The sequence below is a fragment of the Streptomyces sp. NPDC001093 genome (assembly GCF_040298985.1).
GTDB lineage: Bacteria > Actinomycetota > Actinomycetes > Streptomycetales > Streptomycetaceae > Streptomyces.
On record NZ_JBEPBF010000020.1, the window covers coordinates 22,660 to 40,401 of the forward strand.

Consider the following 17,742-nt stretch of genomic DNA (forward strand, 5'->3'; position numbering starts at 1 on the left):
GGAGAGTGCGCCATCAACGCGTCCAGCCCTCCCGCTGCCGTCGAACTGCGCGGCATCACCAAGCGTTTCCCCGGCGTCGTCGCCAACCGCGACATCGACATCACGGTCCGCACGGGCACCGTCCACGCCCTGTGCGGTGAGAACGGCGCCGGCAAGTCCACCCTGATGAAGATCCTCTACGGCATGCAGCAGCCGGACGAGGGCACCATCACGGTGGGCGGCGAACAGGTCACCTTCCACAACCCCGGCGACGCCATCGCCCGCGGCATCGGCATGGTGCACCAGCACTTCATGCTCGCCGACAACCTCACCGTGCTGGAGAACGTCGTCCTCGGCGCCGAGAAGCTGTACGGCATCGGCGGCAAGGCCCGGGCCAGGATCAAGGAGATCTCGGACGCCTACAGCCTGAACGTCCGCCCGGACGTGCTGGTCGAGGAGCTGGGCGTCGCCGACCGCCAGCGCGTGGAGATCCTCAAGGTCCTCTACCGCGGCGCCAAGACCCTCATCCTGGACGAGCCGACGGCCGTACTCGTGCCGCAGGAGGTCGAAGCGCTCTTCGACAACCTGCGCGAGCTGAAGTCCGAGGGCCTCACCGTCATCTTCATCTCCCACAAGCTGGGCGAGGTGCTCTCCGTCGCCGACGAGATCACCGTCATCCGGCGCGGCACCACCGTCGGCACGGTCTCGCCGCAGGGGACCACTCCCAAGCAGCTCGCCGAGCTGATGGTCGGCGCCGAGCTGCCCACCCCCGAGACCGCGGAGTCCACCGTCACGGACGTCCCGATGCTGAGGGTGGAGGGGCTGCACCTGGCGCAGACCGACCTCGAGGGCATCGAGCGGATCATCCTGGACCAGATCTCTTTCACCATCCACAAGGGCGAGGTCCTCGGCATCGCCGGTGTGGAGGGCAACGGCCAGTCCGAACTGGTCGAGGCGATCATGGGCATGCGCCACCCGGACGCCGGTGTCGTCACCCTCGACGGCACCGACATCTCCCGCACCCCCACCCGCGACCGCCGCGAGGCCGGCATCGGCTACATCCCCGAGGACCGCCACCGCCACGGCCTGCTGCTGGAAGCCCCGCTGTGGGAGAACCGCATCCTCGGCCACGTCACCGAGAAGCCCAACTCCCGCGGCCAGCTGCTCGACATCAAGGCCGCCCGCACCGACACCGAGCGGATCGTGCAGGCGTACGACGTCCGCACCCCCGGTATCGACGTCACCGCGGCCTCGCTGTCCGGCGGCAACCAGCAGAAGCTGATCGTCGGCCGGGAGATGAGCCACAACCCCAAGCTGCTCATCGCCGCCCACCCCACCCGCGGTGTGGACGTCGGCGCGCAGGCCGCGATCTGGGACTACATCCGCGAGGCCCGCCGCGAGGGCCTGGCCGTGCTGCTGATCTCCGCGGACCTGGACGAGCTGATCGGGCTCTCCGACACCCTGCGGGTGATGTACCGCGGCCGCCTGGTCGCCGACGCCGACCCTGCCACCATCACCCCCGAAGAGCTGGGCTCCGCCATGACGGGTGCGGCCACCGGCCACCTGGAGCACACAGAGGACGACGAGCGATGAACAAGCTGACCTCACGGATCGACAAGGAGCGGCTGCTCCTCGGCATCGCCGCGCCGGTGCTGGCGGTCGTCGCCGCGCTCGTCGTCACCACCCTGGTGATCCTCGCGACCGGCAAGAACCCCGGCAACGCGTTCAGCGACATGGTGACCTACGGCCTCGCCAGCGACAGCCAGGTCTACATCCTGAACAAGGCGACGACGTACTACCTCGCGGGTGTCTCCGTCGCCATCGGCTTCCGGATGAACCTGTTCAACATCGGTGTCGACGGCCAGTACCGGCTCGCCGCGTTCTTCGCCGCCGTCCTCGGCGGCGCGCTGACCGTGCCCGGCTGGATCGCCATCCCGCTGATCCTGATCTGCGCCATGGCGACCGGCGCCCTGTGGGCCGCCATCGCGGGCATCCTCAAGGTGACCCGGGGCGTCAGCGAGGTCATCTCGACCATCATGCTGAACTCGATCGCCACCGCGATCATCGCCTACCTGCTGCAGCCGGGGAAGCTGGCCCAGCTGGAACAGGGCGGCACCGTCGTCTCCACCAAGCCGCTGCCGTCGTCCTCGTACTTCTTCAGCATCAACACCGGCCCGGCCGGGCAGCTGTGGGGCTTCATCTTCATCGCCGCGGCCGTCGGCGTCGCGTACTGGTTCGTGCTCGGCCGCACCCGCTTCGGCTTCGACCTGCGCACCGTCGGCCAGTCCGAGAGCGCGGCCTCCGCGAGCGGCGTGTCGGTGAAGAAGATGATCGCCACCAGCATGATCATCTCGGGTGCGGTGGCCGGTCTGATCGGCATGCCGACCCTGCTCAACGACTCCTACGCGTTCAGCAACGACTTCCCGGTCGGCGTCGGCTTCACCGGCATCGCCATCGCGCTGCTCGGCCGCAACCACCCGGTCGGCATCGCGCTCGGCGCCCTGCTCTGGGGCTTCCTGGAGCGCACCACCAACCACCTGGAGTTCCAGGGCTACGACAAGGAGATCCTCGGCGTCATCCAGGGCGTCATCGTCCTGTGCGTCGTGATCGCCTACGAGGTCGTCCGCCGCTACGGCCTCAAGCGCCAGCAGCAGAAGGTCGGCGCCGAACTCGCCGCGCAGGCCGCCGCCCCGACGAAGAAGCAGGAGGTGGCGTGATGACTGCCACGATGACCGACACGCCGCCGCCCGCGGCGCCCAAGGCGGCGGGCGCGCCGCAGCGCTCCGGCCGCTCCTTCGGCCAGATCCTCCTGCTCGTCGCGGGCGCGCTGCTGCTCCTGGCCGCGGTCCGCGTGATCACCGGCTCCAACCAGCTCGACTCCGCCGGGCAGGTCAGCGCCGCGCTCGGCCTCGCCGTGCCGATCGGCCTCGCCGGCCTCGCGGGTCTGTGGTCCGAGCGGTCCGGTGTGGTCAACATCGGCCTCGAGGGCATGATGATCCTCGGCACCTTCGGCGCCGGCTGGGTCGGCTGGCAGTCCAACCCCTGGCTCGGCCTGCTGTGCGGCATCGGCTTCGGCGTCCTCGGCGGCCTGCTGCACGCCGTCGCCACCGTCACCTTCGGCGTCGACCACATCGTCTCCGGTGTCGCGATCAACCTGCTCGCGCTCGGTGCCACCCAGTACCTCGCCAAGCTGTTCTTCGCGGGCGGCAGCGCGGCCAACGCGGGCGGCAACCCCAAGCAGTCCCCGCCGGTGGACTCGCTGCCGCAGGTCACCGTGCCCGGCCTCTCCGACGGTCTGCAGTCGCTGGAGAACCACCACTGGTTCCTGATCTCCGACCTCGCCGGCATCCTCGGCGGTCTGATCACCAACCTGTCCGTGATCACGATCCTGGCCGCGGTGCTGTTCGTCGGCAGCTGGTGGCTGCTGTGGCGCACGCCGTTCGGTCTGCGGCTGCGCTCCTGCGGCGAGAACCCGACGGCCGCCGAGTCCCTCGGCGTCAACGTCTACAAGTACAAGTACGCGGCCGTCGCCGTCTCCGGCGGCCTCGCCGGCCTCGGCGGCGCCTTCCTCGCGCTGGTCACCTCGCACACCTACCTCGAGGGCCAGACCGGCGGCCGCGGCTACATCGGCCTCGCGGCGATGATCTTCGGCAACTGGCGTCCGGGCGGCCTCGCGATGGGCGCGGGCCTGTTCGGCTACTCCGACGCGCTCCAGCTGCGCAACGGCGGTCCGACCGTCCACGCGCTGCTGCTCCTGCTGGTCATCCTGCTCGTCGTCCTGGCAGGCTGGAAGCTGTACCGCACGTCGCTGTGGCAGGGCGCGGTCAGCCTCATCGTGGCCGCGCTGGTCCTGCTCTGGTATTTGGTCACCGACGAGGTCCCGAGCGACTTCGTGGGCGCCACGCCGTACGTCGTCACCCTGCTGGTGCTGTCGCTGTCGGCGCAGCGTCTGCGGATGCCCAAGGCGGACGGCATGCGCTACCGGAAGGGCCAGGGCAAGTGACGGCCGCCGACTTCGACTGGGAGGCGCTGCGGGAGGTGGCGCGCGAGGCGATGTCCCACGCGTACGCCCCCTACTCCGGCTTCCCGGTCGGTGTGGCGGCCCGGGTCGACGACGGCCGCACGGTCACCGGCTGCAACGTGGAGAACGCCTCCTACGGCATCGGCCTGTGCGCCGAGTGCGGCCTGGTCTCGGACCTGCAGCGCACGGGCGGCGGCCGGCTGACGCACTTCACCTGCGTCGACGGCACCGGCGGCCTGCTGGTCCCCTGCGGCCGCTGCCGTCAGCTGCTGTACGAGTTCGGCGGCCCGGACCTCCTCCTGGACACCCCCGAGGGCGTCCTCCCCCTCTCCGAGATGCTGCCCCAGGCCTTCGGGCCCGGGCACCTCTCCTCGTAAGTCCCGTACGGCCCCCCTGCCCCGCTCGCAGGGGGGCCGCACACTTCGCACCTCCCGGAAGGAACCACACCCGCCATGGCCATGGACGCCATCTCCGTGATCCGCACCAAGCGGGACCGCGGCGAGCTGACCGACGAGCAGATCGACTGGGTCATCGACGCGTACACCCGCGGCGAGGTCGCCGACGAGCAGATGTCCTCGCTCGCCATGGCGATCCTGCTCAACGGCATGAACCGCCGCGAGATCGCCCGCTGGACGGCCGCGATGATCGCCTCCGGCGAGCGCATGGACTTCTCCGCCCTGTCCCGCCCGACGGCCGACAAGCACTCGACGGGCGGCGTCGGCGACAAGATCACGCTCCCGCTGGCCCCCCTCGTCGCCGCCTGCGGTGCCGCGGTCCCGCAGCTCTCGGGCCGGGGCCTGGGCCACACCGGCGGCACCCTGGACAAGCTGGAGTCGATCCCGGGCTGGCGCGCGCTGCTCTCGAACGAGGAGATGCTGTCCGTGCTGGAGGGGACCGGCGCGGTGATCTGCGCGGCGGGCGACGGCCTGGCCCCGGCGGACAAGAAGCTGTACGCGCTGCGGGACGTGACGGGCACGGTGGAGGCGATCCCGCTCATCGCCTCCTCGATCATGTCGAAGAAGATCGCCGAGGGCACGGGCTCCCTGGTCCTGGACGTGAAGGTCGGCAGCGGCGCCTTCATGAAGACGCTGGACGACGCCCGCGAACTGGCGACCACGATGGTGGGCCTGGGCACCGACCACGGCGTGAAGACGGTGGCCCTGCTGACCGACATGTCGACCCCGCTGGGCCTGACGGCCGGCAACGCGCTCGAGGTCCGCGAGTCGGTGGAGGTCCTGGCGGGCGGCGGCCCGGCGGACGTGGTGGAACTGACGCTGGCCCTGGCGCGCGAGATGCTGGAGGCGGCCGGGGTCAAGGACGCCGACCCGGCGAAGGCCCTGGCCGACGGCTCGGCGATGGACGTCTGGCGCCGCATGATCGCGGCCCAGGGCGGCGACCCGGACGCCGTGCTGCCCACGTCGAAGGAACAGCACGTGATCAAGGCGCCGTCCTCCGGCGTCCTGACCCGCCTGGACGCCTACGGCATCGGCATCGCGGCCTGGCGTCTGGGCGCCGGCCGCGCCCGCAAGGAGGACCCGGTGCAGGCGGCGGCGGGCGTCGAGATGCACGCCAAGCCGGGCGACACGGTGACGGAGGGCCAGCCCGTGCTGACCCTGCACACGGACACCCCCGAGCGCTTCGCGTACGCGCTGCAGGCGGTGGAGGGCTCCTACGACATCGCGGCACCGGGCACCGACTTCACGGCATCGCCGGTGGTGCTGGAACGTATCGCCTGACCAGGGGATTTCTCCTTCGAGTGAACGGGATCGGTGGACCGCCGCCGGTCCCGTTCGGCATGCTGGGATCGGTGACGCACCGATAGGAGACCGCCGTGAGCGCACTCACCGTGAGCCAGGACCCCGACCAGAACTGGGACGACCTCGTCCGGTACTGGGAGGAGATGGAATGGCCCGAGGGCAGCAAGGTGGAGATCATCGAGGGGATCATCACCGTGTCACCCACTCCCGCGTTCCGCCACAACGTGATCGCGGAACGCATCCAGCGTCGCCTCTACTCCGTAATCCCTGACGACTGGGGCATCTTCCAGACACTGTCGATCGCCGTACCTTCACGGCTGGGCATGTTCATCCCGGACCTGCTGGTGACGCTGGTGCAGGAGCCCCCGGAGACGGACTCCTACATTCCCGCTGCCCTCGCCGAACTCGTCGTCGAAGTGACCTCCAAGTCCAACGCGCGCCACGACCGCGTCAGCAAGGCTGCCGCGTACGCCACCGCCGGGATCCCGCTCTACCTCCTCATCGACCGCTGGGCCCCCGGAGGCCCCACCGCCACCCTCTACGGGGAGCCGAAGGGCGATGTCTACCGGGTCCTCAGCGCCGTGAAGTTCGGCGACCCCATCAAGCTCCCGGCACCGTTCGACATCACGATCGACACCAGCGAGTTCCCAGTCGACTGACCCGGCGTCACCCCAACACCGCCGCCACCCCCACCAGCACCGGCACCGACACCACGGTCGACAGCAGGATCGACTCGCGGGCCAGGCCCTCGGCCACGCGGTAGCGGCTGGCGTAGGTGAAGAGGTTCTGTGCGGCGGGGAGGGCCGAGGTCACCACCACGTCCAGCAGCGGGGCGCCGTGGAGGTCGAAGACCGCCGTCGCCAGTGCCCACGCCGCCAGGGGCTGGGCCAGGGACTTCAACACGACGGACAGCAGGACGAGTTGGCGGTCGCGGCCCCGGCCGGGGGCCGAACTGCCGTGCAGCGACATGCCGAAGACCAGCAGCGCCGCGGGGACGGACATGTTGCCGATCAGGGTGAGGGGGTTCATCAGGGGGCCCGGGATCGTCCAGCCCGCCGCCGACACGGCGACCCCCGACAGCGAGCCCACCGCTATCGGATTCCGCAGCGGTGTCCCCAGGCGCCGCCACAGCGTTCCCTTCTCGCCCATGCCCGACAGATCCAGGATCGTCAGCGCGACCGGCGTCACCAGGACCACCTGGAAGAGCAGCACCGGTGCCACCAGGGACGCGTCGCCCAGAACGTACGCCGCGATCGGAATACCCAGGTTGCCCGAGTTCACATAACCGGAGCACAGGGCGCCGATGGTCGTACGGCCCACACCCCAGCGGCGCACCGCACCCACCGCGGCGAACACCCCCGCGACCGCGGCCGTGCTCAGCGCCGTCACCAGCAGCCGTGCCGAGAAGAGCACCGACAGGTCCGCGCGCGCGAGGGTCGTGAAGAGAAGCGCGGGGCCCGCCACCGTGAAGGCCAGCCGGGTCAGCACCTCGCCGCCCTGCGCCCCGAGCGTCCCGCGCCGCCCGAGCACATAGCCCACCCCGATGACGACCGCGATCACCGCGAACCCGCTCAGCACCCCCGTCACACGGCCAACCCTCCGAGGAGAAGAGGGAACTGGTCAATGTGATCTGTGCCGACGGTGATCCGTGGCGATGAGTTACGCCCGGCCCGCCGGTCTACCGCACGTGAAGGCCGAGGAACCCGCCGTGCTCGTGTTGCCCGGCCCCGTCAGCGGGGACGAGCTGGCGTCGCTGTGTGCCCAGGTGCGGATGCTGCTGGCGGGCGGCGGCGCCCGCGTCGTCGTGTGCGACGTGGGCGCACTCGGGCCCCCGGGCCTGGCCGCCGTGGACCTGCTGGCGCGGCTGGAGCTGGCCGCCCGCCGGGCCGGCGGGCGGATCCGGCTGCGGGACCCCGACCCCGCGCTACCCGCCCTGCTCGACCTCGTCGGGCTCCGCTTCCAGATGGAGGGGGAGGCCGAACAGCGGGAACCAGCGCCTGGTGTCGAGGAAGCAGTGGAAACCGGTGATCCGGCCCCCTGACAGCTCCAGCACCTGCACGGCCCAGGGACCGAAACCGCCCTTCTCCTCGTCCGGCTTGTAGTGCGCGAACCCCGGCAGCCCGTTGACCCGCACCGGCAGCAGACGCGACCCGGCGCAGGAGGCGCCGAGCGTCGACATGAAACCGGTGATGTCGGCGGGGCCGCGCAGCCACAGGTCGAACGGCGGCATCGTCATGACGGCGTCCTCGTGCAGCAACGCCGTCAGCGCCGTCATGTCGTAGCCCTCGAAGGCTTTGACATAGCGCTCCAGGAGTTTCTGCTGCTCCTCGTCCAGAGGATCGGACACCGCGCCCTCGGGGCCCGCTTCCGCGCGCTCCGCGAGCGTGGCCCGCGCACGCTGCAGCGCGCTGTTGACCGAGGCCACCGAGGTGTCCAGCAGCTCGGCGACCTCGCTCGCCTTCCAGGCCAGCACCTCGCGCAGGATCAGCACCGCCCGCTGCTTGGGCGGCAGCTGCTGGAGGGCCGCCATGAAGGCCAGCCGGATCGACTCCTTCGCGACGGCGGCCTCCGCCGGATCGTCGACCGTGGGCAGCACCCGCGCGTCCGGCATCGGCTCCAGCCAGGTGTGGTCCGGGCGAGGGGAGAGCGCGGCCTGCGCGAGCGGGGTCGATTCCGTCAGGTCCATCGGTCTCGCCCGCTTGTTGCCCGCCGTCAGCATGTCCAGGCACACGTTCGTCGCGATCCGGTACAGCCACGAGCGCAGGCTCGAGCGGCCCTCGAACTTGTCGTAGCTCCGCCAGGCCCGCACCAGGGTGTCCTGCACCGCGTCCTCCGCCTCGAAGGAGGAGCCGAGCATGCGGTAGCAGTACCCGGTCAGCTCGGTCCGGTGCTTCTCCAGTGCGACGTCGAGGTCCGCCGTCGCCGTGCTGTCGCCCATCGTCCACCCACCCCTGTGGCCGTTCCTGTGGCGCGCCTTCGCGCCCCAGCACCTTGGAAGCTACCGCAGGGCACTGACAATGGCGCCCAGAGTGGGAAAAGCGCAGGTCGGACGGGGCGCTTCAGTGCGCGTTGGCCACGACTGCGCGCCGCGCCGCCACCCGGGCCGCCCGCGTGCCGAGCACCGTGATGGTGACGACCCCGACGACCGCGAGCAGGCCGACCTGCACCGTGCCGCTCCACCCCGCCGCGTGGAACGCCGTCGCGCCGACCGTGCTGCCGACGCTGGAGCCGATGTAGTACGTGGACTGGTACAGGGCCGAGGCCTGGGCGCGACCCCGCGTGGCCGTCTTGCTGACCGCCGAGGAGGCGACCGCGTGGCCCGCGAAGAAGCCCGCCGTGATCAGCACCAGACCCAGCAGGACCAGCGGCAGCGAGGGGACCAGCGACAGCAGCAGGCCCGCCGCCGTCGTACCGCCCGCCAGGTACAGCGCGCCCCGGCGGCCGAGCCGGCCCACCAGCCGGCCCGCCGTGGACGCCGACACCGTACCCACCAGGTAGACCAGGAAGATCGAGCCGATGATGCCCTGCGGCAGCCCGAACGGCGCGCCCGTGAGCCGGTAGCCGATCACCGTGTACACGCCGCCGAACACCGTCATGAACAGCGCGCCGATCGCGTACAGCCGCCGCAGCAGCGGGTTCGCGAGGTGGTCGCGGACCGTGCCGAGCAGGACGCGGGGCCGCAGCGAGCCCGCCGTGAAGTGCCTCGGCGCCGGCAGCAGCAGCCGGAAGGCGATCGCGCAGCCCACCGCGATCACGCCGATCACGCCCACGGCGACCCGCCAGCCCCACTCCTGGGCCACCCAGCCGGTGATCACCCGGCCGCTCATGCCGCCCACGCTGTTGCCCGCGACGAACAGGCCGATCGCCGTGACCAGCGCCTTCGGCCGGACCTCCTCGGCCAGATAGGCCTGCGCCGAGGCCGGCAGACCGGCCAGCGCCGCGCCCTGCACCGCCCGCAGCACCACCAGCACGCCGAGCGACGGCGCGAACGGCACCAGCAGTCCCACCGCCACCGCGACGGCCAGCGAGGCCGTCATCACCGTACGGCGGCCGAAGCGCTCGGACAGGGCGCTCATCGGCAGGACGAACAGGGCCAGTCCGCCGGTCGCGGCCGCCACGGTCCAGCTCGCCTCGCTCGCCGCGACCCCGAACTCGCCGGAGATCAGCGGCAGCAGGGCCTGCGTGGAGTACAGAAGAGCGAAGGTCGCGACTCCGGCGAGGAAGAGGGCGAGGCTCATCCGGCGGTAGCCGGGGCCGCCCGGAGTCATACGGGAGTCGGAGTCGGAGGCGGAGGTGTCGGAGACGGGGACGGTCGGTGCGGCGCCCACGGTGGTGGACGCCCCGGTACTGGCGGGAGACATGCCACGACCGTAGGTACGGCCCGTCTCATCCGTCCAATGCATGGAATCGCCATAATCGTTCCCATGCCGCATCAGCAGAGCTCACAGCCTCGCCTGTCACCGAACAGTGACACAGAAGACATGTCCGCGATGTCGCGGGTACTGGCTCCCCGCCTCGCGTACTTCGCCGGTGTGGCCCGTACCGAGCACGTCACCCGCGCCGCCCACGAGATGAACGTCCCCCAGTCCACCCTCTCCCGCGCGATGGCCCGCCTGGAGCAGGACCTGGGCGTCGACCTGTTCGCCCGGCACGGCCGCACGGTCTCCCTGACCCCCGCCGGGCGCACCTTCCTCACCTCCGTCGAACGCGCCCTCGCCGAGATCGAGCGGGCCGCGGAGGAGGTACGCGCCGACGCCGACCCGGCCACCGGCAAGGTCGCCTTCGGCTTCCTGCACACCATGGGCGCCGAGACCGTCCCGGGCCTCCTGCACGCCTTCCGCGAGGACCACCCGCGCGTGCGCTTCAGCCTGGTGCAGAACTACGGCGAGGCCATGCTGGAGGGCCTGCGCGCCGGCGAACTGGACCTCTGCCTCACCTCACCCGTCCCCGACGCCCCGGACCTGGTCGCCCGCCGCCTGGACGAGCAGAAACTCCGCCTGGTCGTCCCCGCCGACCACCGCCTGGCCACCCGCCGCCGCGTCCGCCTCGCCGAGGCGGCCGACGAATCCTGGGTCACCCTGGAGGCCGGCTACGGCCTGCGCCGCATCTTCGACGCCCTGTGCCGCGAGGCCGGCTTCCGCCCGAGGGTCGCCTTCGAGGGCGAGGAGGCGGAGACCCTGCGGGGCCTGGTGGCGGCGGGCCTGGGCGTCGCCCTTCTGCCCCCGCCCACAGTCCCCAGGCCCGGGGTCGTGGAACTGTCGGTCACGGCCCCGAGAGCGGTACGGGAGATCGGCGTGGCGTGGCTGGCGGACCGCCCGGACACACCTCCGGTGGCCGCCTTCAAGAGGTTCCTGCTCTCGAGAAGGGGCAGCCTGCTTCCCTGAGCCCTACCGCTTCAACGACTTACCGAACCCCACCGCCAACGGCATCCGAAGCCCGATCGGCGGCGGCGCGGCAAGCGCGTCCTCGACAGGGCGGGACACGGAGTGTCCGAACAACGCCCCCATCATGAAGTCGACGGCCAGGGAGGCGACCTCCTCCCGGTGGCCGTGCAACCCGTGCCCGTCGGAGTGCACTTCGAACCGGCACACCTCCCGGTTGACCTTCTTCGCCCGCGCCGCGAACCGGAACGACAGCTCCGGGTCGGTCCGCTCGTCGTTCGTGCCGTGCACGATCAGCACCCGCCGTCCCACGAGCTGCTTCACCGGCTCGACGGGCGCGGCGACGTCGTCCTCCGGCAGCCAGGGCGCAAGAGCGACAACGGAGTTGACGGCCTCGTGTCCGCCCGCCCGCAGCGCCGCCCGTCCCCCCATGTCCACCCCGACCAGGCACACGGGAACGTCCCCGTACCGGCGTACGACCTCGTCGGCGGCCCACTCGGCGTCCACGGCCAGATGCGCCTCGCTCCCGTTCCAGCCCCGGCAGCGGTACTGGACGGTATGGACAGCCAAGCCCTCCTCCCGCCCCGCGCGAGCGAACCGCCGGCCCAGCGAGCGCAGCGCGATCGTCGCCCGCACGGGGGACGGCCTGCGGGTGGAGGCCTCCTCCCCGCCGGGGAGCAGCAGCACCGCTCCGCTCACCGCCGTCGGCACCGGGCCGACCGCCTTTCCCAGCCCGGCCGTTCGGACCGGTGTCGCTTGCTGTCCCATGACAGAACAGTGTCAGAAGGGGCGGTGGACGAAACCCGTATGGGCGGTCACCGTTGGGTATCGGCGGAAAACCGCCGCCGCGGAACTGTCGCGTTCGCCGGGATCTCTACGCGCGTAGGCGTTACAGTGCGGAAATGACGAGCCAGACTGCACCAAGTGGGGCCGTTCCGACGCCGGACCAGATCCGCCGGGCACCCAAGGTTCTGCTGCACGATCATCTCGACGGCGGTCTCCGCCCCGGAACCGTCGTCGAACTCGCCCATGCGAGCGGCTATACGGAGCTCCCCGAGACCGATCCGGACAAGCTGGGCATCTGGTTCCGCGAGGCCGCCGACTCCGGCTCGCTGGAACGGTATCTGGAGACCTTCCGGCACACCGTCGGCGTGATGCAGACGCGGGACGCACTCGTCCGGGTCGCCCGCGAGTGCGCCGAGGACCTGGCGGAGGACGGCGTCGTCTACGCCGAGGTGCGCTACGCCCCCGAACAGCACCTCGACATGGGGCTCACCCTCGAAGAGGTCGTCGAGGCCGTCAACGAGGGGTTCCGGCAGGGCGAGCGGCTCGCCCGGGAGAACGGCCGCCGCATCCGGGTCGGCGCCCTGCTGACCGCCATGCGGCATGCCGCCCGCTCCCTGGAGATCGCCGAACTCGCCAACCGCTACCGGGACTCCGGGGTCGTCGGCTTCGACATCGCGGGCGCGGAGGCCGGCTACCCGCCCACCCGGCACCTGGACGCCTTCGAGTACCTCAAGCGCGAGAACAACCACTTCACCATCCATGCCGGCGAGGCCTTCGGGCTGCCGTCCATCTGGCAGGCGCTGCAGTGGTGCGGCGCCGACCGGCTCGGGCACGGCGTGCGGATCATCGACGACATCGAGGTCCACGAGGACGGCTCCGTCACGCTCGGCCGGCTGGCCTCGTACGTCCGCGACAAGCGGATCCCGTTGGAGCTGTGCCCCAGCTCCAACCTGCAGACCGGGGCCGCGCCCTCCTACGCCGAGCACCCGATCGGGCTGCTGCGCCGGCTGCACTTCCGGGCCACCGTGAACACCGACAACCGGCTGATGTCGCACACGAGTATGAGTCAGGAATTCGAGCATCTCGTCGAGGTGTTCGGTTACACGCTGGACGACCTGCAGTGGTTCTCGGTCAATGCCATGAAATCGGCGTTCATTCCTTTCGATGAACGGCTCGCTATGATCAATGACGTCGTCAAGCCCGGATATGCCGAGCTGAAATCCGAATGGCTGTTCCGACAGACGGCCTCCACCAGCGGTTCTGCCGGTTCGGCGGGATAGCGGCGGTTCGGCGGGGGGACGGGTTGTGAAAGACGGTTCACAAGCCGTCCGCATTTCGGTGTTTGCGGCGGGTGATCGGGCGTGTTTACGGTCGAGGACCGTTCATCGTTTTTGTTCTCCGTCCCCTATTTCAAGGACGCACTCACCATGAAGCACTCTGCCGTCAGGACTCTCGGCGTCGCCGCCCTCGGTGCCGCTTTCGCCGCCGTCGGTGCGGGCGCGGCCAACGCGGCCCCGGCCGTACCGGACGCGACCCCGCCGCTGGACACCGTCTCCAGGACGCTGCCGGCCGGGGACGCCGGCATCGCCCAGCCGGGCACCACCGACGCCCTCTCCCGGGGGCAGGACGCCCTCGGCGCCGGCATGGCCGCCGCGCAGCCGGCCGTCGAGAACGCGCTGCAGGGCGGGGCGACCGGGCCGGTCCACAGCCGCCTCGGCGGGCTGCCCGTGCAGGGCGCGCCCGTGCACGGCCTGCCGGTGAACGGCATCGCGCTCGGCTGAGGCCGGCCGCCGTACGACGCCGTCGGGGCGCCTCGGTCAGGTCCGGGGGCGCCCTGTCGGCGTTTTGCGCACTCCGGTCGCCGGGCGGCAGACGGCGGTCACCAGGCGGTACTCGTCCGGTCCTCGGCCGGCAGCAGGATCCACAGCGCTATGTAGAGCAGGAACTGGGGGCCGGGCAGCAGGCAGGACAGCAGGAAGATCACCCGCATCGTCGTCGCGGAGGTGCCGAAGCGCCGGGCGAGTGCCGCGCACACTCCGCCGATCATGCGGCCGTGGGTCGGGCGGGCAAGGGTGGTCATGTCGGCTCCTCCGTGGTCGTCGGTTCCTGTCGGCTGTCTTCCAGCAGCTGTCTTCGACGATACGGACACGAAGCGGACGAAGCGTCACTCTATGGAGCTATCCCGACCCTGGGAATCGTCGGGGTACGCCCCTGAGACAGCTCCTCCTGGACGGTGACCGGCTCGGCCCCGGTGTGGTCCTGCAGCTGCCACCGCCGCACCCGGGCGCGGCCCGCGGGTACGACCACCAGGTGGGCCAGCGCGACGCCGGCGGTGTTCAGCAGCAGCGAGTCGATGTCCACGACCCGGCCCGGGATGCCGGTCTGCAGCAGGGCGATGCCGACGGAGACCAGGGCGCCGGCGGCGGCCGTACGGATCAGGGAGGAGACCGGGGAGACGGTCAGCCTGCCGTGCGCCATCGGCAGCAGCACGCCCAGCGGGGCCAGCAGGGCCAGGCCCTCGCCGATGGGTCTGGCGGCCTCCGGCCAGCCCAGGGCCAGGTCGGCCCTGATGCCGGCGAGGGGGTGCAGGTTGGGGGGTGACACCCAGGGGACGTCCAGGGGTCGCAGCATCAGCCAGGCGACGAGGGCCAGGTGGGCGACGAGGAGGACACCTCCCGTCACCCGGATACGGATCGCGGCGCTGTCGCCGCCGATGGAGCCTTGACGCTGCACGTCCCCCAAGACGCGCTGCCGCACCCGATCGGTTCCGCCCCGCAACCTTCCGGTTGCCCTGCGCTCCGGAAAGGGGTTTCGCACGGGGAGGACGACCCCGCGCACCCTCGGGCGGCTACTTCCCCGCGACCTCGCTGGACGGCGGTTCGACGCTGCCCGGGCGGTCGCGGACGTCGGCGGTGCACGCGTAGCGGCGCAGCGGTCCGTTGTCCGGACCGCCGAGGATGACCGAGCCGTCGCCCTCCGTCGCCGCCGAGTCGGACAGGGTGCACACCAGCTGCGCCAGGGCGTAGGAGGTGAGCCGGGACGGCGGCGTGCTCAGGTGGAGCGCGTCCTCGGGGTCCCCGTGGCCGGGCCCGCGCACCGTGAGGCCGCCCGGCACGTACGTCGTATAGCCCGCGGAGCGCTCCGCGGCGGACGGGGACGCGGCGAGCTGGTCCAGGAGCCGCTGGGCCACGATCACGCGGCGTCGCGCGTCCGGGGTGCCCTCGGGAACGCCGACCGTCCGGTCGACGGTCACCAGGGACGCCCCGCAGAGCAGGAAGACCTGCACGGGCACGCCCTGCGCGGACTGCGTGGCCCGGTCCGGCCCGGCCAGCGAGCACGGCACCCTGGACGGCGCCGCCCCGAAGTCGGTCGGCACCTGGGTGGCCCGGATACCGCAGCCGGAGACCAGCAGGCCGAGGAGGGGCAGCGCCAGCAGGCGTCGCACGGTCAGGCGTCGTACGGACATCACCCCTCCTTTCCTGAACTTCCCGGGCTTCCGGAGTTTCCGGAAGCGTTCTCGTCGGTCTTCCCGCCCTCGTCGGACTCCTCCGTCAGCCGGGAGGCGTCCCGCGGCAGCCGCAGTGTGAACACCGCGCCGCCCTCGGGCGAGTTGGCGGCGGTGATCTCACCGCCGTGGATGTGGGCGTTCTCCATGGCGATGGACAGGCCCAGCCCGCTGCCCTCGGAGCGCGGCCGGGAGGCGCTCGCCTTGAAGAAGCGGTCGAAGACGTGCGGGAGCACGTCCTCGGGAATGCCCGGCCCGTGGTCACGCACCGCGATGACCAGGTCGTCGCCGTCGATGCGCACCGACACCCGCACCGGCGACCCGCCGTGTTTGAGCGCGTTGCCGATCAGGTTGGCGAGGATGACGTCCAGCCGGCGCGGGTCGAGGCGGGCGTGGATGCCGCGCTCGGCGTCCAGGTCGACCGCGTCCAGCCAGGCCCGGGCGTCGATGCAGGCGGTGATCTGGTCGGCGAGGTCGACGTCGTCCAGGACCAGCCGGGCGGTGCCCGCGTCGAAGCGGGTGACCTCCATCAGGTTCTCGACCAGGTCGTTCAGCCGCCGGGTCTCGCTGACCACCAGCCGGACCGCGGGCTCGATCATCGGGTCGATGCCGCCGGCCTCCGACTCCAGCTCCTCTTCCAGCACCTCCGTCACGGCGGTGATGGCGGTCAGCGGCGTCCGCAGCTCGTGGCTCATGTCGGCGACGAAGCGACGCGAGGCCTCGTCCCGCGCGGCCATCTCCGCGACCCGCTTCTCCAGCGCCTCGGCGGCGTTGTTGAACGTCCGGGAGAGGTCCGCGAGTTCGTCGGTCCCCGACACCCGCAGCCGCGTGTCCAGCCTGCCCTCGCCGAGCCGCCGGGCGGCGACCCCCAGCCGGTGCACCGGTTTCAGTACGGTCGTGGCGGCGGCCTGGGCGAGCAGCGCGGCGCCGATCAGCGCGAGCCCGGTGGCGATGCCGAGCGACCAGGCCAGCGAGTTGAGGTCCTTCGCCTCCGGCTCCAGCGACTTGGCCATGTAGCCCGTGGGCCCGCCGCCGATCAGGCGCGAACCGGCCACCAGGTACGGCGTGCCGTGGTCCACGACCCGCTGCCAGTACAGGTGGTACGGCTCCTTGTTGGCGTCGGTCACCTTCTGCCGCTTGTCCACGGCCGCGCGCAGCGGTTTCGGCACGTCCTCCAGCGAGAAGCCGTTGATGCCGCCCGAGTTGCCGTACACCGTCTTGCCACCGGTGTCCTGGGCGACCAGCAGCACGCTGAAGTGCTGGCTGCTCGCCGCCATCTGGCCCGCCACGCGCTGGAGTTGGTCCTGTGTGGGGTGTGCCGGCAGCGTGCCCGCGCGGTTCTGCATCTCCTGCCGGAAGTCGCGCAGCACCGCGTCCTGGGCGCGGGTGAGCACCGCCTCCCGGTTCAGCCAGTAGGCGATGCCGGACGCCGAGACGGCGGCCGTGAGAGCCACCAGCGCGAAGACGACGACCAGGCGCAGCCTGAGGCTGGTGAACCTGAGCCGCGACAGATTTCCCGTGCGCCCCGCGGCCCAGCCGCGCAGCCCCCCCTGCTCGTCGGTCACTGAGGAGTGTCCAGGCGGTAGCCGACACCACGGACGGTACGGATCAGGGTCGGCGACGAGGGCACGTCCTCGACCTTGGCGCGCAGCCGCTGCACACAGGCGTCCACGAGCCGCGAGTCACCGAGATAGTCGTGCTCCCACACCAGCCGCAGCAGCTGCTGCCGGGACAGGGCCTGACCGGGCCGCCGACTCAGCTCCAGCAGCAGCCTCAGCTCGGTCGGGGTCAGCTGCAGGTCCTCGCCGTTCTTCGTCACGGTCATCGCCGACCGGTCGATGACGAGGTTGCCGAACGTCGCCGAGTCGCTGGACTCGCGCTCCCCGCGCCGCAGCACCGCCCGGATCCGGGCGTCCAGCACCCGGCCCTGCACCGGCTTGACCACATAGTCGTCGGCGCCGGACTCCAGCCCGACCACCACGTCGATGTCGTCACTGCGCGCGGTCAGCAGGATGATCGGCAACTGGTCGGTGCGCCGGATGCGACGGCACACCTCGAAGCCGTCGATGCCGGGCAGCATCACGTCCAGCACGATCAGGTCGGGCCGCTGCTCGCGCAGCAGCTTCAGACCGTCCTCACCGCTGGCAGCGGTCGCCACCCGGTGGCCCTGGCGCGTCAGGGAGAGCTCCAGGGCCGTGCGGATGGCGTCGTCGTCCTCGATCAGCAACAGGGAAGGCACGGGCTCATTCTGGCCCATGGACGGGCTGTCGTACGACCCGCCGACACCGGGCCTTCCCCACCGCCACCATCTGT

The 17,742-nt window shown here is 71.4% G+C and carries 19 protein-coding genes; 10 read left to right on the forward strand and 9 right to left on the reverse strand.

Annotated features, from left to right (window positions below; translation table 11 throughout):
- Nucleotides 1–45 precede the first annotated feature (45 nt).
- The 6 genes from ABT288_RS12935 (at nt 46) to ABT288_RS12960 (ending at nt 6,416) form a co-directional block, all read left to right on the forward strand.
- A complete protein-coding gene (locus tag ABT288_RS12935) occupies nt 46–1,572 on the forward strand; it encodes an ABC transporter ATP-binding protein (protein WP_351606209.1) in 1,527 nt (508 codons plus the stop codon).
- Nucleotides 1,569–2,696 (forward strand): ABC transporter permease, encoded by a 1,128-nt coding sequence (locus ABT288_RS12940; RefSeq protein ID WP_351606009.1) that lies wholly within the window; start codon nt 1,569–1,571, stop codon nt 2,694–2,696. The genes ABT288_RS12935 and ABT288_RS12940 overlap by 4 nt, the downstream gene beginning before the upstream one ends.
- Nucleotides 2,696–3,982, forward strand: a complete 1,287-nt coding sequence (locus ABT288_RS12945) for an ABC transporter permease (RefSeq protein ID WP_351606012.1) — start codon at nt 2,696–2,698, stop codon at nt 3,980–3,982. Before ABT288_RS12940 ends, ABT288_RS12945 begins: the two co-directional genes overlap by 1 nt.
- Complete coding sequence (locus ABT288_RS12950) at nt 3,979–4,377, forward strand: cytidine deaminase (protein WP_351606015.1); 399 nt, start codon at nt 3,979–3,981, stop codon at nt 4,375–4,377. The genes ABT288_RS12945 and ABT288_RS12950 overlap by 4 nt, the downstream gene beginning before the upstream one ends.
- A gap of 75 nt (nt 4,378–4,452) precedes the next feature.
- Nucleotides 4,453–5,736, forward strand: a complete 1,284-nt coding sequence (locus tag ABT288_RS12955; RefSeq protein ID WP_351606017.1) for a thymidine phosphorylase — start codon at nt 4,453–4,455, stop codon at nt 5,734–5,736.
- A gap of 95 nt (nt 5,737–5,831) precedes the next feature.
- Entirely contained in the window at nt 5,832–6,416 is a 585-nt protein-coding gene (locus tag ABT288_RS12960) for a Uma2 family endonuclease (RefSeq protein ID WP_351606019.1), read from the forward strand.
- Nucleotides 6,417–6,423: 7 nt separating this feature from the next.
- On the opposite strand, the gene ABT288_RS12965 is transcribed toward ABT288_RS12960, so the two are convergent.
- Nucleotides 6,424–7,344 (reverse strand): AEC family transporter, encoded by a 921-nt coding sequence (locus ABT288_RS12965; protein WP_351606022.1) that lies wholly within the window; start codon nt 7,342–7,344, stop codon nt 6,424–6,426.
- A 67-nt stretch (nt 7,345–7,411) separates the two neighbouring features.
- Here ABT288_RS12965 and ABT288_RS12970 point away from each other — a divergent pair, with 67 nt between their 5' ends.
- Nucleotides 7,412–7,798, forward strand: coding sequence for an STAS domain-containing protein (locus ABT288_RS12970; RefSeq protein WP_351606025.1), 387 nt, complete (start codon nt 7,412–7,414; stop codon nt 7,796–7,798).
- Here ABT288_RS12970 and ABT288_RS12975 read toward each other — a convergent pair.
- Nucleotides 7,682–8,695, reverse strand: a complete 1,014-nt coding sequence (locus tag ABT288_RS12975) for a sigma-70 family RNA polymerase sigma factor (protein ID WP_351606028.1) — start codon at nt 8,693–8,695, stop codon at nt 7,682–7,684. The genes ABT288_RS12970 and ABT288_RS12975 overlap by 117 nt on opposite strands.
- 121 nt (nt 8,696–8,816) lie before the next feature.
- Nucleotides 8,817–10,118, reverse strand: a complete 1,302-nt coding sequence (locus ABT288_RS12980) for an MFS transporter (protein WP_351606031.1) — start codon at nt 10,116–10,118, stop codon at nt 8,817–8,819.
- A 63-nt stretch (nt 10,119–10,181) separates the two neighbouring features.
- Between ABT288_RS12980 and ABT288_RS12985 the strand changes: the two genes are divergently transcribed.
- Nucleotides 10,182–11,141: a LysR family transcriptional regulator gene (locus ABT288_RS12985; protein ID WP_351606033.1), complete on the forward strand. Its 960-nt coding sequence runs from the start codon at nt 10,182–10,184 to the stop codon at nt 11,139–11,141.
- Between the two features lie 3 nt (nt 11,142–11,144).
- Here the strand turns inward: ABT288_RS12985 and ABT288_RS12990 are convergent, their stop codons facing one another.
- Nucleotides 11,145–11,906 carry an alpha/beta hydrolase gene (locus ABT288_RS12990; RefSeq protein WP_351606036.1) on the reverse strand — a complete coding sequence of 254 codons (762 nt, stop codon included), beginning with the start codon at nt 11,904–11,906 and terminating at the stop codon, nt 11,145–11,147.
- A 134-nt stretch (nt 11,907–12,040) separates the two neighbouring features.
- On the opposite strand from ABT288_RS12990, the gene ABT288_RS12995 reads away from it, so the two are divergent.
- Nucleotides 12,041–13,204, forward strand: a complete 1,164-nt coding sequence (locus tag ABT288_RS12995) for an adenosine deaminase (protein ID WP_351606038.1) — start codon at nt 12,041–12,043, stop codon at nt 13,202–13,204.
- A 147-nt stretch (nt 13,205–13,351) separates the two neighbouring features.
- On the forward strand, nt 13,352–13,705 hold the full coding sequence (locus ABT288_RS13000) for an ATP-binding protein (protein WP_351606040.1): 354 nt from the start codon (nt 13,352–13,354) through the stop codon (nt 13,703–13,705).
- A 98-nt stretch (nt 13,706–13,803) separates the two neighbouring features.
- Here the strand turns inward: ABT288_RS13000 and ABT288_RS13005 are convergent, their stop codons facing one another.
- The 5 genes from ABT288_RS13005 to afsQ1 all read right to left on the reverse strand — a co-directional run bounded on the left by ABT288_RS13005 (nt 13,804) and on the right by afsQ1 (nt 17,668).
- Complete coding sequence (locus tag ABT288_RS13005; protein ID WP_351606043.1) at nt 13,804–14,004, reverse strand: PspC domain-containing protein; 201 nt, start codon at nt 14,002–14,004, stop codon at nt 13,804–13,806.
- A gap of 89 nt (nt 14,005–14,093) precedes the next feature.
- Nucleotides 14,094–14,657 carry a VanZ family protein gene (locus ABT288_RS13010; RefSeq protein WP_351606046.1) on the reverse strand — a complete coding sequence of 188 codons (564 nt, stop codon included), beginning with the start codon at nt 14,655–14,657 and terminating at the stop codon, nt 14,094–14,096.
- 115 nt (nt 14,658–14,772) lie between these two features.
- On the reverse strand, nt 14,773–15,390 hold the full coding sequence (locus ABT288_RS13015; protein ID WP_351606049.1) for a hypothetical protein: 618 nt from the start codon (nt 15,388–15,390) through the stop codon (nt 14,773–14,775).
- Nucleotides 15,390–16,994, reverse strand: coding sequence for an ATP-binding protein (locus tag ABT288_RS13020; protein WP_351606052.1), 1,605 nt, complete (start codon nt 16,992–16,994; stop codon nt 15,390–15,392). Before ABT288_RS13020 ends, ABT288_RS13015 begins: the two co-directional genes overlap by 1 nt.
- Nucleotides 16,991–17,668 carry a two-component system response regulator AfsQ1 gene (afsQ1, locus tag ABT288_RS13025; protein ID WP_067041772.1) on the reverse strand — a complete coding sequence of 226 codons (678 nt, stop codon included), beginning with the start codon at nt 17,666–17,668 and terminating at the stop codon, nt 16,991–16,993. Before afsQ1 ends, ABT288_RS13020 begins: the two co-directional genes overlap by 4 nt.
- Nucleotides 17,669–17,742 lie beyond the last annotated feature (74 nt).

Excerpts from the sequence above, each read along its gene's own strand:
- ABT288_RS13015 (WP_351606049.1), bottom strand. The coding sequence starts at position 15,390 with ATGTCCGTACGACGCCTGACCGTGCGACGCCTGCTGGCGCTGCCCCTC.
- ABT288_RS12990 (WP_351606036.1), bottom strand. The coding sequence starts at position 11,906 with ATGGGACAGCAAGCGACACCGGTCCGAACGGCCGGGCTGGGAAAGGCG.
- ABT288_RS12940 (WP_351606009.1), top strand. The coding sequence starts at position 1,569 with ATGAACAAGCTGACCTCACGGATCGACAAGGAGCGGCTGCTCCTCGGC.
- ABT288_RS12970 (WP_351606025.1), top strand. The coding sequence starts at position 7,412 with ATGAGTTACGCCCGGCCCGCCGGTCTACCGCACGTGAAGGCCGAGGAA.
- ABT288_RS13000 (WP_351606040.1), top strand. The coding sequence starts at position 13,352 with ATGAAGCACTCTGCCGTCAGGACTCTCGGCGTCGCCGCCCTCGGTGCC.
- ABT288_RS12995 (WP_351606038.1), top strand. The coding sequence starts at position 12,041 with ATGACGAGCCAGACTGCACCAAGTGGGGCCGTTCCGACGCCGGACCAG.
- ABT288_RS12975 (WP_351606028.1), bottom strand. The coding sequence starts at position 8,695 with ATGGGCGACAGCACGGCGACGGCGGACCTCGACGTCGCACTGGAGAAG.
- ABT288_RS13005 (WP_351606043.1), bottom strand. The coding sequence starts at position 14,004 with ATGACCACCCTTGCCCGCCCGACCCACGGCCGCATGATCGGCGGAGTG.
- ABT288_RS12955 (WP_351606017.1), top strand. The coding sequence starts at position 4,453 with ATGGCCATGGACGCCATCTCCGTGATCCGCACCAAGCGGGACCGCGGC.
- ABT288_RS12945 (WP_351606012.1), top strand. The coding sequence starts at position 2,696 with ATGACTGCCACGATGACCGACACGCCGCCGCCCGCGGCGCCCAAGGCG.
- ABT288_RS12980 (WP_351606031.1), bottom strand. The coding sequence starts at position 10,118 with ATGTCTCCCGCCAGTACCGGGGCGTCCACCACCGTGGGCGCCGCACCG.
- ABT288_RS12985 (WP_351606033.1), top strand. The coding sequence starts at position 10,182 with ATGCCGCATCAGCAGAGCTCACAGCCTCGCCTGTCACCGAACAGTGAC.